This window comes from Neisseria sp. 27098_8_112, from assembly GCF_041433235.1.
GTDB lineage: Bacteria > Pseudomonadota > Gammaproteobacteria > Burkholderiales > Neisseriaceae > Neisseria.
On sequence record NZ_JAPWBB010000001.1, the window covers coordinates 259,093 to 272,996 of the forward strand.

The window sequence follows — 13,904 nt, forward strand, 5'->3', positions numbered from 1 at the left end:
TTTAACCTTTAATTTCAAACAGACTTATTCCTCAGGACGTTCGCCGTCGGTATCGTCCAATTTGCCTTCGGTGATATCCATATTGATACCGACTGCCGCACGGATTTTGGCATCGATTTCGTTGGCAACATCAGGATTTTCTTTCAGCCAAACGCGGACGTTGTCTTTGCCTTGACCGATTTTTGCGCCGTTGTAGCTGTACCATGCGCCGGATTTCTCAACAATGTCGTGTTTGACGCCCAAGTCGATCAATTCGCCTTCCCAGCTAATGCCTTCGCCGTAAAGAATATCGAATTCAGCTTGACGGAACGGAGGCGCAACTTTGTTTTTGATGACTTTGACTTTGGTTTCGTTACCAATAACGTCATCGCCTTTTTTAATCTGACCGGTACGGCGGATGTCGAGGCGGACGGAGGCATAGAATTTGAGCGCGTTACCGCCGGTCGTGGTTTCAGGGCTGCCGAACATCACGCCGATTTTCATACGGATTTGGTTAATGAAAACAACCAATGTATTGGTGCGTTTGATGTGGCCGGTCAGTTTGCGCAAGGCTTGGCTCATTAGGCGGGCTTGCAGGCCGACGTGGCTGTCGCCCATTTCGCCTTCGATCTCGGCTTTAGGCACAAGTGCCGCTACGGAGTCGACAACGACCATATCGATACCGCCTGAGCGCACCAATGTATCGCAGATTTCCAATGCCTGCTCGCCGGTATCCGGTTGGGAGAGATAGAGTTCTTCGACTTTTACGCCGAGTTTGCGGGCGTAAATCGGGTCAAAAGCATGCTCGGCATCGATGAATGCGCAGATGCCGCCATTTTTTTGGCATTGGGCAATGGCTTCGAGACAGAGTGTGGTTTTACCGGAGGATTCCGGGCCGAAAATTTCAACCACACGGCCGCGGGGCAGACCGCCAACGCCGAGAGCCAAATCCACGCCGAGTGAGCCGGTGGAAATAACATCAAGGTTTTCTTCCTGTTGGCTGCCGTCCATTTTCATGATGGAGCCTTTGCCGAAGTTTTTTTCGATTTGGGCAAGGGCGGCGGCTAAGGCTTTGCTTTTTTCGTCTGACATGTTTTCTCTCCGAAAGGAAATATGAATCGCTAAGAATTTATTTAGCTATTATCGCATAAATTAAGAAAAAGTATAGTTTTATTTTTATTTTTCAGACGGCCTGTGTTTTTTGTATGCAACAGGCCGTCTGAAACTTTAAATAATCAATCAGTTGGTTAATGATGCAAAAACTTGGAAATAGTCGGGGAAAGTTTTATGCGTACATTTCGGGTCGTTGATGATGACGGGGACACCCAAAAGCGAAGCCAGAGAGAAACACATGGCCATACGGTGGTCGTCATAAGTATCGATGACGGCATCGGGGGTAAGTGTTTCGGGCGGCGTAATATGAATGGCCTCGGCTTCTTCAACGACTTCTGCACCCAGTTTGCGCAGTTCGGTTGCCATGGCGGCGATGCGGTCGGTTTCTTTGACGCGCCATGAGCCGATATTGCGCAGGGTGCAGGGCTGTTTGGTGGCCAATGCAACAATGGCCAAGGTCATGGCTGCATCGGGGATATGGTTGGCATCCAAATCAAAAGCCTGAATCTTGCGCTCGGCAGGACGGGAAATTTCAACAAAATTTTCGCCCCAAATGACATCCGCACCGATTTTCTCCAGTTCGCGTGCGAAGGCAACATCGCCTTGGATGCTGTGCGCGCCGATGCCGATCACGCGGATGGGTGTACCGGCAATCAGACCTGCACCTAAGAAATAAGACGCACTGGAGGCATCACCTTCTACATATAAATGTTCGGGCGCATGATATTTGGCACCGGCCGGGATTTTAAATACACGGTAGTCTTCATTGATGATGTCCACACCGAACTGTGCCATCAGCTTGAGTGTGATGTCGATATAAGGCTTGGAAATCAACTCGCCTACCATGTGGATTTCAAAGGCTTGTCCGGTCAAGGGCAAAGCCATCAGCAGGGCGGTCAGGAATTGGCTGGAAACATTGCCTTTAATCGGAATAACGCGCTCGCCGTTGTCTTGGCGTTTGCCGATCTGAAGCGGAGGATAGTTTTCATTGCCCAGATATTGTACGTCCGCGCCTGCAATGCGCAGCGCATCCACCAAATCGCCGATGGGGCGTTCGTGCATACGCGGCACGCCATGCAGATGATAGTCGCCGCCCAAAACGGCAAGTGCGGCAGTCAAAGGACGGAATGCCGTACCGGCGTTGCCTAAAAATAAATCGGCAGTTTGGTTGGGAAAGCGGCCGCCGGTGCCATGAACTTTCAGACGGCCTTCAGGTAAAGATTCAATTTGTACGCCGAGTTTGTCGAGTGCTTCAAGCATTCGGTCGGTATCGTCGGATTTGAGCAAAGAATGAATTTCGCAAACATTGTCGGAGAGTGCGGCCAAGAGTAGCGTGCGGTTGCTGATGCTTTTGGAACCGGGCAGGGCAACGGTGGAAGGCTTGAGTGTAGAAGCGGGCAGGCGGATGGATTCGGTCATGGCTGGACTAAGCTCGTTTGAATTGTAAATTAGACCGATATTATACGCAGGCAAAGGCCGTCTGAAAAATGAAGAGGGCGCAATTTATTTGTGAAAAAATGAATTTTTATATCGTTACACAATTTTCCAATCATTTATTTTGAAATTTTCTGCTCCTGTTTTGTGTTTGCCGCTATAACTTATTTTGTTGTGGCAGGTATATAACCAAACACCATAAGAAAATCAGAAACCATTCTTTCCTATTTTTTCAGACGGCCTTTAATATCGGCGGACAATCATTGATAAAGCAAGAGCACGACCATGAGCCATTATCCTTTGTTTGCCGATTTGAGAAACCGTCCTGTTTTACTGGCAGGTGCGGGCAAGGTTGCCGAGCGCAAGGCGGAAAGCCTGTTGTCTGCCGGAGCGCGCGTGCGCGTTGTTGCGGAAACTTTGAATCCTCAGTTTCAGCAATGGGCGGACGAAGGGAAAATAGTTTGGCTGGGCGGCTTGTTTGAAGAAGCCATGTTGGACGAGGTGTATTTCGTTATTGCGGCGACGGATGACGGTATATTTAACCGCTGTGTTTTTGAAGCGGCGGAGCGACGGGCGAAATTGTGCAATACGGTGGATACGGCGGACTTGTGTTCGTTTATCGTGCCTGCTGTGGTGGATAGGGGGCCATTGAAGATAGCCATATCCAGTGGAGGTACTGCGCCTGTATTGGCGCGGAAATGGCGGCAGATTATTGAAACATTGATTCCGCTGCATACGGGTACGATGGCGCGTATTGCAGGAAAATGGCGCGAAAAGGTTAAACAGACTATTCATCATGTCGAACGACGCCGTTATTTTTGGGAAAAGTTGTTCGACAGCCGTTTCGGTATTTTTGCGGCTCAAAACAATATCGAAGCGGCAGAACGCGAGTTGATCACGCAGTTGAATCGGGAAACGCCGTTTGGCGGCGAAGTGGTTTTGGTGGGCGCAGGGCCGGGCGATCCGGGCTTACTGACCATACATGCTTTGCAGGCGATACAGGCTGCGGATACCGTGTTTTACGATGCTTTGGTGTCGGATGAGATTTTGGCGATGGTGCGTAAAGATGCGGTGAAAATCAGTGTAGGCAAGCGGGCGGGTGCACACCATGTTCAGCAGGAAGAAACCAACCGTCTGTTGGTTGAACACGCTCAAAAAGGCGAGCGCGTGGTGAGGTTGAAAGGCGGCGATCCTTTTGTGTTCGGGCGCGGCGGGGAGGAAGTGCAAACCCTGCATCAGGCTGGAATCACCTACCGCATTGTGCCGGGTATTACTGCCGCGCTTGGAGCTACTGCTTATGCCGGTATTCCGTTAACTCATCGCGATTGCGCCCAAAGTGCTTTATTTGTAACCGGCCACAGCAAACATGAGGGCAATCAGCCCGATTGGCAGACTTTGGCTTTAAGCCGCCAAACGCTGGTAATCTATATGGGGACGCTTAAAGCGGCTGAAATTGCGGAAAAACTGATGGCTTATGGCAGGCAGCCTTCTACACCTGTTGCCGTGATTTCCAATGGGACTTTACCGCATCAAACCGTGCGGACAGGCCGTCTGAAAGATTTGGGCTTGTTGGCTGCCGAAGCAGAACGTCCGGCTTTAATGGTAATTGGCGAAGTGGTTGCCCTGCGCGATGAGATGAAATGGTTTGGAGAATTTGTCGAATGCTATGAAGAAGCTGCATAAAGAGGATTAATCAAACAAGGCCGTCTGAATATTGGTTTTCAGACGGCCTTGCCTTATTTAAAAGCTTGGCAATATTGCTGATAACGTTCTGCCAGTCCATATAGGATGATGGCTGTCAGCCCCCAAATGTCGTAGTGTCGGAAAGGCAGGGCGGGGAGGGCGAGGGTTTGATTGTTGTGATGAAGTTGACGGAATGTGTAGTTTTGCAGGTTTAAGGCGAAGTCTAAAGGCAGATAAAAAATTTCAGCTACTTCGTCGGGATTGGCTTTAGGGTTGACGGGCTGGGTGCAAATTGCCGGAACAGGCGTAACACGATAGCCGGAAGGCGTGTCATAAAAGGGTAGCGGCGCAAAAGTCTGCCATGCGGCAATCGGAATGGCGGTTTCTTCATAAGCTTCTCTTAACGCCGTTGCCGTTAGGCTGTCGTCTTGGGTATCTTTGCGGCCGCCGGCAAAGGCGATTTGTCCGGTGTGCTGCCTTAAGGTCTCGGCCCTTTTGGTCAGTAAAATTTGCCACGCTCCTTCATGCAAGACAATGCCGACCAAAACGGCTGCTTCTTTGACTGTGTGGGCAGTAACTAATTGATTGCGCTCTGCTTGCATACGGCTGCTGAAGTGTGAAGCTTGAGTTAAGAAATGGATAAGGTGGTCGGTATTCATTTTTGGTGCTGATCGTTTTATGCAGATGAGGATTACACAAGGTTTACGGTTGCTGTGTCAACAAAATAGGGTGCATGTGTTACAGTTATGCCTGAATGATAAATAAAGCTTTGCGTCTGTTTTGCAAGTGCTTAAGGCCGTCTGAAGATGCCGGCAGGTTCTCAAAAAGGATAGTTATGTTGTTTTCCCCATCCCGTATTCGAGTAGCAGCTGCGGCTGTCATGATGTTGTTCGCTACACAAACTTTTGCTGCGCCCGGCGATTCAAATGCAGTTTTTGAATCGGCTAAGATTATCAAAAAGAAAAGCCGTGCCGACCGTTTTTCTCCCGAAGAGCGCGAGCAGGAGCGGATACGTCTGTTGGGTATACAAAACCGCACCTCGCAGGTTTTCACTTTGTTAAATTCAGAACTGGCCCTGCAAAAGGGCGATGCGGCTTCTGCGCTGTTTACTTATATTTTGACGTTGCATCGCACCAAATCTCCCGAAGTGGCCGAACGCGCTTTGGAGATGGCGGTCTCTTTAAACGCCTTTGAACAGGCTGAAGCCATTTACCAAAAATGGCGCGAAATCGAGCCGGAGCCAGGTGAAGCACAAAAGCGTATGACTTGGTTGCGCAATTTGCTGCTAGGCAAAGCCGATAAGAATTTAAGCGGATTGGATAAGGTAATTGCCGGCGGTAGTGAAGATGAGCAAAAGCGCGTGTTCCTGCTTTTGGCACAAACCGCTGCCCAACAGCCGAATCTGACCAGCGATGCGGTCAAACAGGTGCATAAAACGGCACTAAATTATAAAGACTTCCCTGAAGCGGCGATTGCGGATGCAATTTTTAGTGCAAAAGATGGTCAAAAGAAACACGCTATTGCGGCATTGCAGCGATTGGCTAAGTTAGACAATAAAATTTTGCCGCCGACTTTTGTCACGTTGCGGCTGATGGCGCAACGGCATCCTGATATTTTGGACGGCTTCTTCAAAGATACAGACACCAAAACCTTATCTCCGATTTGGCAGGAGTTGGACATCGCCAATTTGATCGCCCATGGCCAAAATAATAAGGCATTCAAGCGTTTGCAGACTTTGTTGGAAGAAAACCCAAACCCTGATTTGTATATTCAGGCCGCCTTATTGTCAGCCAGCAAGACGGAAAATATTTCTGCGGTAAACAGCTATCTGGAAAAGGCTTATAAAGCCGGTACGGAAGAGCAGCGCAGCCGTGCGGCGTTGATTGGTGCGGTTTCTTACAATGATGCAGAGGATTTTGCCAAAGCCAAACAATGGCTGGACAAGGTAACGGCAACGGCTTATACGTTTGATAAAACCATTTTGGCTGCTTCCATCGAAGCCAAACAGGGCAACCATAAAGAGGCTTGGGCTTTGGTGCAACGTGCACAAAAAATGCCCGAGCAAAGAGGACGTTATTTTGAAGCCGGTGATTTGCTGAATACGGCTTTGTTTGTATTGTCTAAAAATACCAATCTTCAAGAATCGTTGAACGCTTTGAATAGCTTGGTAAATTCCACCGAAAAATCCTTGAAAACTCAAGCTTCTCCGGAGTTGCTTGCCAATGTGCTGTATCAGCGTTCGATGGTGTATGAGAAGCTGAATCAGTCAGGCAAGGCGATTGCCGATTTGCGCCGTGTTGTAGAGTTGTATCCGGACAATCCGCACGGTTGGAATGCTTTGGGTTATACCTTGTTGTCCAACGGCAAGGATTTGGAGGAGGCATTCAAAATGGTTCAGACGGCCTATCAAATGGAGCCGGAAAGCGCAGCCATTAATGATAGTGTAGGCTGGGCTTATTATCTTAAAGGCGATGCCCAAATGGCTTTGCCGTATATCCAATATGCCTACGAAAAAGAACCTGAAGCCGAAGTCGCCGCACATTTGGGCGAAGTCCTATGGGCACTTGGCGACCAAGACAAGGCCAAAGAAATCTGGAATGACGGCTTGAAACGTGGAAGCAATCTCCGAGTATTAAAAGAGACAATGTCCAAATTCGGTATAACGCCCAGCAAACCGCATACTCAAAAACACAAATAAAACCAAAAGGCCGTCTGAAAAGCGTTTGATTTCAGACGGCCTATGAAGGAATATCCATGAATTTAAAACAATTATCATCGGTTGCAGCCTTATTGCTTTTAGCTGCCTGTGCGCAGCCAAACTTACCTCAGCAAAACAGTTGGCAAGCGGCCGAGCAGGTGCAGGATTTTAGCGCAGATGGTCGTTTGGCTGTCAAAGTGGAAGGCAAAGGCTCTTATGCCAATTTCGACTGGACTTATCAGAACGCGGTTCAAACCATTGATGTGAATACCCCATTGGGCAATACCGTAGGCCAGCTGTGTCAAGACAGTGAAGGTGTATTGGCAGTAGACAGTAAGGGTAAGGTTTATCAGGCGGAAACGGCTGAGGAATTGAGCAGACAGCTTTTGGGCTTTGCTTTGCCGGTTCAATATTTGCATATTTGGGCAGATGGTAAACGCGTTGCCAATGCGCCATACAAAATTCTGCCTGATGGCCGTCTGGAGCAGTTTGACTGGACGATATCGCGCACTTTAAATAGTTCAGGGCAGCCCAAAACGCTTCAACTTGAGAATGCCAAGTTTAATATCCGCTTGGTGTTTGACACGGTAAACCACTCTTTAGATAAGAATGGACAAACCCGATGCGCAGCACGCAAATAGAGGATACTATGTCTGTTTCAGAGGAAATCCAAGCCTTTCCTGCGCCGGCCAAATTAAATTTGGATTTGAGGATTACCGGCCGAAGGAGCGATGGTTATCATAATTTGGAAAGTATTTTCTGTTTGATCGGCTTATACGATACCGTTCATCTGAAAGTGCGTACTGATGGGCAAATTATTCTGCATACGCCGGTCGAAGGGCTTGAGCCTGAGCAAGACTTGACTTATCGGGCAGCTAAATTATTACTGCCCTATGCAAGCGTACTGCACGGCGTTGAAATCTGGTTGGATAAAGTGATTCCAACCGGAGGCGGATTAGGCGGTGGCAGCTCCGATGCAGCCACAGTTTTAATGATTTTAAACCAATGGTGGCAATGCGGCTTAAGCGGGCAGCAACTGATTGATTTAGGCGTAAGTCTTGGTGCGGATGTTCCTTTTTTTATTTTTGGCAGAAGTGCTTTTGCCAAAGGCGTGGGCGAGAAACTGGCTGAAATAGATGTCCCTAAACAATGGTATGTTATCGTTAGGCCCCCCGTTCATGTGGCAACAGCTAAAATTTTTGCACATGAAGGCTTGACACGGGATTCCAAACCCAGCATAATGCCGACTTTCCAATCGTTACAGCCGTTTCAAAATGATATGCAGGCGGTTGTGTTTCAGGAATATCCTGAAGTTTGGAAGGCTTATGTTGAGTTATCCCAATATGGTCATGCATTAATGACTGGTTCCGGGGCTTGTTTGTTTATAGCAAGTGGATCTCATCAAGAAGCACATACAATTTACCAACAGGTTTCTCAATCATATGAAGCTTATTGTGTGGAAGGATTAGATATTCATCCGCTATTTCATATGATTTAGTAAGTTGGGGAGTCGTCAAGCGGTTAAGACACTGGATTTTGATTCCAGCATGCGAAGGTTCGAATCCTTCCTCCCCAGCCAAACCCTTTGTTGGGGAGTCGTCAAGCGGTTAAGACACTGGATTTTGATTCCAGCATGCGAAGGTTCGAATCCTTCCTCCCCAGCCAACACCCTTTATTGGGGAGTCGTCAAGCGGTTAAGACACTGGATTTTGATTCCAGCATGCGAAGGTTCGAATCCTTCCTCCCCAGCCAAATAAAAGCGTGTAAGTTTTCTTACACGCTTTTTTACGCTAAGAGCAAAATAACGCTGAAAAACTTTTTTTTACCCGTTTTTACGCGTATAATCGCATAATTAGTGTCTTAGACATGGGGCAGAGGGAAGCGTAATGTTTTCTGAGCGTAAATCAAATCTAGAATCAGGTGAAGATATGGCTGCTTATGACAGTTTAATGGTATTTACCGGTAATGCAAATCCGGAATTGGCGCAACGTGTTGTCAAACATTTGGATATTTCACTCGGTGAAGCCACCGTTTCCAAATTCTCTGATGGCGAAGTAGCCATTGAATTGTTGGAAAATGTGCGTGGTCGCGATGTGTTTATTTTGCAACCTACCTGCGCGCCAACCAATGACAACCTGATGGAAATTTTGACTATGGCTGATGCACTCAAACGTGCTTCTGCCGGTCGTATTACTGCCGCGATTCCTTACTTTGGCTATGCGCGTCAAGATCGTCGTCCTCGCTCTGTTCGTGTACCGATTTCTGCTAAATTGGTAGCGAATATGTTGTACTCAGCAGGTATCGACCGCGTATTGACTGTTGACTTGCATGCCGACCAAATTCAAGGTTTCTTTGATATTCCGGTAGATAATATTTACGCTACCCCGATTTTGTTGAACGACATTAAACAACAACGTATCGACAATCTGACTGTTGTCAGTCCTGATATCGGTGGTGTTGTACGTGCACGTGCTGTTGCTAAATCTTTAAATGCTGATTTGGCCATTATCGATAAACGCCGTCCTAAAGCCAACGTGGCTGAAGTAATGAATATTATCGGTGACATTCAAGGCCGTACCTGCTTGATCGTAGATGATATGATCGATACGGCAAACACCTTGTGTAAAGCGGCTGTTGCCCTGAAAGAGCGCGGTGCAGATCGTGTATTGGCATATGCCAGCCATGCAGTATTCTCCGGCGAAGCAGTGAATCGAATTGCTTCTTCCGAAATTGACCAAGTAGTTGTGACAGATACGATTCCGTTGTCTGAAGCAGCTAAAAAATGTGAACGCATCCGTCAAGTTACCATTGCCGGTTTGCTGGCTGAAACGGTACGCCGTATCAGCAATGAAGAATCCGTCTCATATCTTTTCAATGAAGATGTGATGACTGGCGGCATGTTGCTGCCATAACCCGATGTCGTCTTAAGCTGGTCGCGGCCGATGACGACGATTTTATCTAAATTGGAGTATTAAACATGACTTACGAAATTCAAGCCTCTGTTCGCGAAGCCCAAGGCACTGGTGCGAGCCGCCGCCTGCGTCGCGAAGGCCAAATCCCTGGCATCCTGTACGGTGAAGGTCAAGAGCCTGTTGCTATCGCTGTAGACCACAAAACTGTATTCTACGCATTGGAAAAAGAATCTTTCCATACTGCTTTGATTAAACTGTCTTTGAACGGTGAGACTAAAGACGTTATCGTTCGTGACTTCCAAATGCACCCATTCCGTCGCGAAGTTCAACACATCGACTTTCAAGCTGTAAAAGCTGACCAAGTTGTACGTATCCGTGTTCCTCTGCACATTGTTAACGCTGAAAACTCTCAAGCTGTTAAATTGCAAGGTGGTCGCGTATCTCTGTTGAACACTTCTGTTGAAGTAGTTGCTTTGCCTGCAAACATTCCTGCTTTCTTGGAGTTGGATTGTGCATCAGTAGTTGCCGGCGACATTCTGCACTTGTCAGACGTCAAATTGCCAGAAGGTGTTGAAAGCGTTTCCCTGAAACGTAATGAAAACCTGGCTGTTGCTACTGTTACCGGTAAAAAACGCTAATCGGTAGTTAATATAAGAAAACCGTATCAGATTTATCTGATACGGTTTTTGTTTTACATATAAAATCATTTGCTATAAAACTTGGGTAAACGTAACAGCATATGTACTTTATAAAATTGAAGCAATTTCATTGCGAAGTTTATTAAGAAAGCGGCCATGCCGTACCCATTGTGCGGCTGATTCATAATCCTGTTGTTCAAATGCTTGTTGTAAATCTTGATATAGGCTGCTTTGTACTTCTTGAATTTCTTGATCCAGTGCCCGGATGGCATCATGGTTTTGTTCTATTTGTGCATCCATCAATGTTTCCCGCCATTCCATTTGCTGCATGAGGAATTCTGGTGAAAACGAAGTGTGTTCAGGTGCATCAGCATCGATATTTTGGCTTTTCAAGAGATAAGCAGCCCGATCAATAGGACTTTTTAATGTGCGGTAGGCATCATTAATTGTAGAAGACATCATAACGGCTTGTTTCTGCTCAAAAGCTGAAGCAGAAGCAAATTTATCAGGATGAAATCGGGCAGCTAAAGCCCGATAGCTTTGTTCGAGTGCCTCGGTATCAATATTGAAAGATGGCTCAAGCTGGAAGAGGTTGAAGTATTGAGACATGATATTAAAGGAAAAAATCTAAAGAAGAGGATTATTTTACGATATAATCCGGAAACTGTTTATACGAAAGGAAAACAATATGACCGGTAAGGTGCAACACAATAAAGGCAAGATACGAGACAATGCCTTAAAAGCCTTAGTCAAATCCGATTTGTTCCGACACAAAGTAGAACGAAAAAGAAAAGGCAAGGGTAGCTATAATAGGCAAGAAGCCAAAAAATGGCGGGATGGTTTTGATACTTTCCCGCCATTTTTTATATTTTAAACGTGGAAGCTCTCACCGCAGCCGCAAGAGTCTTTAACGTTTGGGTTTTCAAATTTGAAACCTTCCTGCAAACCTTCTTTAGTGTAATCAACTTGCGTGCCGTCCAAATAAACCAAGCTTTTCGGGTCAATATAAACGCGTGCGCCGTGTTCTTCAAAAATCAGGTCATCCTCGTTCACTTCATCGACAAATTCAAGGTTGTATGCCATGCCTGAGCAGCCGCTGGTTTTCACACCCAAGCGCACGCCCAAGCCTTTGCCGCGCTTGGTCAGGTAGCTGTTGATGTGTTTGGCTGCGTTTTCTGTGATGGTAATCATGCTTTTTTCCTCATTTCGCAATCATTTTCTGTTTGGCCTGCTTTTTTATTTCAGACGGCCTCTTGATTTTCAGGCCGTCTGAAAACGTTGTTTTGCCCACTCTATTGCGGCGGCAATGGCAGCTTTAGCCTGCGGACTGTTTTTCCAACAGGTTGAGCCGGTCAATTGTGTGCCCTGTTCCAAAATATCGTCTAAATCCGCAACCGCCAGAGTGGCAATATCATCCAATCCCATTTGCTGCAAACGCTGCAATATGGTTTTACCTATGCCTTTGACAGCAAGTAGGGATTGGATTTTTTCATCGGTAAAAGGCATATCGTCTTCTTTGATTTTGCAGGTATAACGACTAAATATAAGCTGTAGCTTATTGCCCTCTCCCTAACCCTCTCCCGCGAGGAGAGGGGATAGATTGGCAGGTAATCCCAAACTTGGTAGCAACTTCAAAACGATTAAGTTTCTGTACAGTTGGTTTTGCCTCACAAAAGAAGAGGGGGGAAACCATTAGATTTGCTTTTCTCGAAGACTCGCCGGGAATCTTGGGCACCTGCCGATAAGGGTTCGTTAAATCCGGTTATTTGTTTTCCTGACGTTTGCGATAGTCGGCAACGGCTGCTTTTACCGCATCTTCAGCCAAGATGGAGCAGTGGATTTTCACAGGCGGCAATTCCAACTCTTCGGCAATTTCGCTATTTTTGATTGCCAGTGCATCGTCAAGGCTTTTGCCTTTGACCCACTCGGTAATCAGGCTGGAAGAAGCGATGGCAGAACCGCAACCGTAAGTTTTGAATTTTGCATCCTCGATAATACCTTCATCGTTAACTTTGATTTGCAGACGCATTACGTCGCCGCAGGCCGGTGCACCGACCATGCCGGTGCCGACAGATTCGTCGTTTTTGTCGAAAGTGCCGACGTTGCGAGGGTTTTCGTAGTGGTCGATTACTTTATCGCTGTATGCCATGATGTGGTTTCCTTAATGTTTTTTGATGGTTTAAGTGGTTTGTTTGCCGGTTTTCTGACGACCTGAAGTTTAGATTTTGCACGCACCGCCTTCGCAGCCGTCGTCGTTTTCCGAATCGACGCCGCCTTCCACGGTAACGCCGTCAAAATCTTCGAGTAGGTTGTCGAGATTGTCGAGGTCTAGCTCTTGTTCGTTCATGGTTCTATATCCTTGATTTTAATTCTAATGTGGTGGTTTTTAGGTCGTCTAAAAAGGTTTTTTGGGATTTTCAAGACGACCTTTTTATTTATTAGGTAGGTTTGGTTGTTAAGCCCAACATTTCGGGTAGATTGATAGGCTTGTTGGGTTTTCAACCCAACCTACGCTTGCTGATTTAATTTTTTGATATAAGAAATAATCTCACTAAATTCAATTGGTTCATATTCATATGATTTTACAAATTCCACACAGACATTAACCCACCGACTTTCTCGAAAGAAAGCTAATACAACAGATTTAACCTCTTGATAACCAAGATTTAAATCCTCATTAAAATCTTTTTCCATCAAGGAATGTAGATTACCGTCTAGTCCTCCTTCAAGTATTTTCTTATCATATTTTTCAAATATATCATGGGCTTTATCTAAATCTTCTTCAGACCAATCAAACTCAATAACTAACGATCCGATCGGATTATTCACATAATTTTGATAGTTATTCAACATACTTATATGAAATTTAATTTTTGCAATTTCTTCCTTTTGATTTTCTAGAAGTTTTTGTACGTCAAAATACTGTCTTTCATCTAACATCATAAAATCCTTTTATCTTTTTATCCTTTTATAAATATTTATTTCCATTTGAAATCATTGATGCAATATCTGATTGCAAGGTATGTTTAATTTCCAGGATAGACTCTTCCGAATTTTCTTGTTCATAATAGCGATTATATTTAGCGAGAGTATTCTTCCAACCATTGATCTTTTGTCCCAGCATAGGATTCGAAAATTTATCATCACTAGCAATAGCTAATTGCGATACTTCTGCCATAAGTTTCTCAATTTCTGCGATCTCTGCATCAATTTTCACTCCTCGTAAATGTTTAGCAGGTAATTTCCCAATTTTTTCATAACAGTAGCGTAGATTCAAAACCATATCATGCAAATCTCTACGATTAGATATTTCATCTCTTAATTTCTCTGTTTCATTTTTCCATCCCCATGCTTTAACAGCCGAGAAAATACTGACAAGACCTGCAATAATATTAATAACAGTATTTATTTCTTCCATTTGTAATCAGTGTTCAATATGAAATAAAA

Annotated in this window: 16 protein-coding genes, 3 tRNA genes and 1 pseudogene; 10 read left to right on the forward strand and 10 right to left on the reverse strand. The window is 45.7% G+C overall.

The window, feature by feature from the left end:
* Positions 1 to 24: 24 nt before the first annotated feature.
* Together recA and aroA are read right to left on the reverse strand one after the other, a co-directional pair.
* Positions 25 to 1,071 carry a recombinase RecA gene (gene recA / locus O3682_RS01195; RefSeq protein ID WP_049328492.1) on the reverse strand — a complete coding sequence of 349 codons (1,047 nt, stop codon included), beginning with the start codon at positions 1,069 to 1,071 and terminating at the stop codon, positions 25 to 27.
* Between the two features lie 147 nt (positions 1,072 to 1,218).
* Complete coding sequence (aroA, locus tag O3682_RS01200; protein ID WP_371508078.1) at positions 1,219 to 2,511, reverse strand: 3-phosphoshikimate 1-carboxyvinyltransferase; 1,293 nt, start codon at positions 2,509 to 2,511, stop codon at positions 1,219 to 1,221.
* Positions 2,512 to 2,811: 300 nt separating this feature from the next.
* On the opposite strand from aroA, the gene cysG reads away from it, so the two are divergent.
* A complete protein-coding gene (gene cysG, locus O3682_RS01205; RefSeq protein ID WP_371508079.1) occupies positions 2,812 to 4,209 on the forward strand; it encodes a siroheme synthase CysG in 1,398 nt (465 codons plus the stop codon).
* 53 nt (positions 4,210 to 4,262) lie between these two features.
* On the opposite strand, the gene O3682_RS01210 is transcribed toward cysG, so the two are convergent.
* Positions 4,263 to 4,868, reverse strand: coding sequence for a CoA pyrophosphatase (locus tag O3682_RS01210; protein ID WP_070649757.1), 606 nt, complete (start codon positions 4,866 to 4,868; stop codon positions 4,263 to 4,265).
* Between the two features lie 176 nt (positions 4,869 to 5,044).
* On the opposite strand from O3682_RS01210, the gene O3682_RS01215 reads away from it, so the two are divergent.
* The 8 genes from O3682_RS01215 to O3682_RS01250 all read left to right on the forward strand — a co-directional run bounded on the left by O3682_RS01215 (position 5,045) and on the right by O3682_RS01250 (position 10,457).
* Complete coding sequence (locus tag O3682_RS01215) at positions 5,045 to 6,907, forward strand: tetratricopeptide repeat protein (protein ID WP_371508080.1); 1,863 nt, start codon at positions 5,045 to 5,047, stop codon at positions 6,905 to 6,907.
* 56 nt (positions 6,908 to 6,963) lie between these two features.
* Positions 6,964 to 7,548, forward strand: a complete 585-nt coding sequence (gene lolB / locus O3682_RS01220) for a lipoprotein insertase outer membrane protein LolB (protein WP_070824019.1) — start codon at positions 6,964 to 6,966, stop codon at positions 7,546 to 7,548.
* Positions 7,549 to 7,556: 8 nt separating this feature from the next.
* Positions 7,557 to 8,405 (forward strand): 4-(cytidine 5'-diphospho)-2-C-methyl-D-erythritol kinase, encoded by an 849-nt coding sequence (gene ispE, locus O3682_RS01225; protein ID WP_371508126.1) that lies wholly within the window; start codon positions 7,557 to 7,559, stop codon positions 8,403 to 8,405.
* Between the two features lie 5 nt (positions 8,406 to 8,410).
* Positions 8,411 to 8,486: transfer RNA gene (locus O3682_RS01230), tRNA-Gln, on the forward strand.
* Between the two features lie 10 nt (positions 8,487 to 8,496).
* Positions 8,497 to 8,572: transfer RNA gene (locus tag O3682_RS01235), tRNA-Gln, on the forward strand.
* Positions 8,573 to 8,583: 11 nt separating this feature from the next.
* Positions 8,584 to 8,659 (forward strand) — tRNA-Gln (locus O3682_RS01240).
* Between the two features lie 176 nt (positions 8,660 to 8,835).
* The gene (locus O3682_RS01245; RefSeq protein WP_101755247.1) at positions 8,836 to 9,819 is read left to right on the forward strand and encodes a ribose-phosphate pyrophosphokinase; all 984 of its coding nucleotides are present in this window, start codon (positions 8,836 to 8,838) and stop codon (positions 9,817 to 9,819) included.
* A gap of 65 nt (positions 9,820 to 9,884) precedes the next feature.
* The gene (locus O3682_RS01250; protein ID WP_371508081.1) at positions 9,885 to 10,457 is read left to right on the forward strand and encodes a 50S ribosomal protein L25/general stress protein Ctc; all 573 of its coding nucleotides are present in this window, start codon (positions 9,885 to 9,887) and stop codon (positions 10,455 to 10,457) included.
* A 108-nt stretch (positions 10,458 to 10,565) separates the two neighbouring features.
* On the opposite strand, the gene hscB is transcribed toward O3682_RS01250, so the two are convergent.
* Positions 10,566 to 11,066, reverse strand: coding sequence for a Fe-S protein assembly co-chaperone HscB (gene hscB, locus O3682_RS01255; RefSeq protein WP_070461776.1), 501 nt, complete (start codon positions 11,064 to 11,066; stop codon positions 10,566 to 10,568).
* A 79-nt stretch (positions 11,067 to 11,145) separates the two neighbouring features.
* Here hscB and O3682_RS01260 point away from each other — a divergent pair.
* Positions 11,146 to 11,368, forward strand: a pseudogene (locus O3682_RS01260) (alternative ribosome-rescue factor A).
* Here O3682_RS01260 and iscA read toward each other — a convergent pair.
* From iscA to O3682_RS01290, 6 genes are all read right to left on the reverse strand, one after another.
* Entirely contained in the window at positions 11,328 to 11,648 is a 321-nt protein-coding gene (gene iscA, locus O3682_RS01265) for an iron-sulfur cluster assembly protein IscA (protein ID WP_003685774.1), read from the reverse strand. The pseudogene O3682_RS01260 and the gene iscA overlap by 41 nt on opposite strands.
* A gap of 69 nt (positions 11,649 to 11,717) precedes the next feature.
* Positions 11,718 to 11,963, reverse strand: coding sequence for a recombinase RecA (locus O3682_RS01270; RefSeq protein WP_371508082.1), 246 nt, complete (start codon positions 11,961 to 11,963; stop codon positions 11,718 to 11,720).
* A 256-nt stretch (positions 11,964 to 12,219) separates the two neighbouring features.
* Positions 12,220 to 12,606: a Fe-S cluster assembly scaffold IscU gene (iscU, locus tag O3682_RS01275; RefSeq protein WP_003674559.1), complete on the reverse strand. Its 387-nt coding sequence runs from the start codon at positions 12,604 to 12,606 to the stop codon at positions 12,220 to 12,222.
* A 69-nt stretch (positions 12,607 to 12,675) separates the two neighbouring features.
* Positions 12,676 to 12,804, reverse strand: coding sequence for a hypothetical protein (locus O3682_RS01280; RefSeq protein WP_003712319.1), 129 nt, complete (start codon positions 12,802 to 12,804; stop codon positions 12,676 to 12,678).
* 161 nt (positions 12,805 to 12,965) lie between these two features.
* Positions 12,966 to 13,400, reverse strand: a complete 435-nt coding sequence (locus O3682_RS01285; protein ID WP_141756585.1) for a hypothetical protein — start codon at positions 13,398 to 13,400, stop codon at positions 12,966 to 12,968.
* A gap of 25 nt (positions 13,401 to 13,425) precedes the next feature.
* Complete coding sequence (locus O3682_RS01290) at positions 13,426 to 13,875, reverse strand: hypothetical protein (RefSeq protein ID WP_107859141.1); 450 nt, start codon at positions 13,873 to 13,875, stop codon at positions 13,426 to 13,428.
* Positions 13,876 to 13,904 lie beyond the last annotated feature (29 nt).

Coding starts and splice junctions, on each gene's coding strand:
- O3682_RS01245 (WP_101755247.1), top strand. CDS start 8,836: ATGGCTGCTTATGACAGTTTAATGGTATTTACCGGTAATGCAAATCCG.
- iscU (WP_003674559.1), bottom strand. CDS start 12,606: ATGGCATACAGCGATAAAGTAATCGACCACTACGAAAACCCTCGCAAC.
- O3682_RS01280 (WP_003712319.1), bottom strand. CDS start 12,804: ATGAACGAACAAGAGCTAGACCTCGACAATCTCGACAACCTACTCGAA.
- recA (WP_049328492.1), bottom strand. CDS start 1,071: ATGTCAGACGAAAAAAGCAAAGCCTTAGCCGCCGCCCTTGCCCAAATC.
- aroA (WP_371508078.1), bottom strand. CDS start 2,511: ATGACCGAATCCATCCGCCTGCCCGCTTCTACACTCAAGCCTTCCACC.
- O3682_RS01215 (WP_371508080.1), top strand. CDS start 5,045: ATGTTGTTTTCCCCATCCCGTATTCGAGTAGCAGCTGCGGCTGTCATG.
- lolB (WP_070824019.1), top strand. CDS start 6,964: ATGAATTTAAAACAATTATCATCGGTTGCAGCCTTATTGCTTTTAGCT.
- iscA (WP_003685774.1), bottom strand. CDS start 11,648: ATGATTACCATCACAGAAAACGCAGCCAAACACATCAACAGCTACCTG.
- O3682_RS01250 (WP_371508081.1), top strand. CDS start 9,885: ATGACTTACGAAATTCAAGCCTCTGTTCGCGAAGCCCAAGGCACTGGT.
- O3682_RS01285 (WP_141756585.1), bottom strand. CDS start 13,400: ATGATGTTAGATGAAAGACAGTATTTTGACGTACAAAAACTTCTAGAA.
- O3682_RS01210 (WP_070649757.1), bottom strand. CDS start 4,868: ATGAATACCGACCACCTTATCCATTTCTTAACTCAAGCTTCACACTTC.
- O3682_RS01270 (WP_371508082.1), bottom strand. CDS start 11,963: ATGCCTTTTACCGATGAAAAAATCCAATCCCTACTTGCTGTCAAAGGC.
- O3682_RS01290 (WP_107859141.1), bottom strand. CDS start 13,875: ATGGAAGAAATAAATACTGTTATTAATATTATTGCAGGTCTTGTCAGT.
- ispE (WP_371508126.1), top strand. CDS start 7,557: ATGTCTGTTTCAGAGGAAATCCAAGCCTTTCCTGCGCCGGCCAAATTA.
- cysG (WP_371508079.1), top strand. CDS start 2,812: ATGAGCCATTATCCTTTGTTTGCCGATTTGAGAAACCGTCCTGTTTTA.
- hscB (WP_070461776.1), bottom strand. CDS start 11,066: ATGTCTCAATACTTCAACCTCTTCCAGCTTGAGCCATCTTTCAATATT.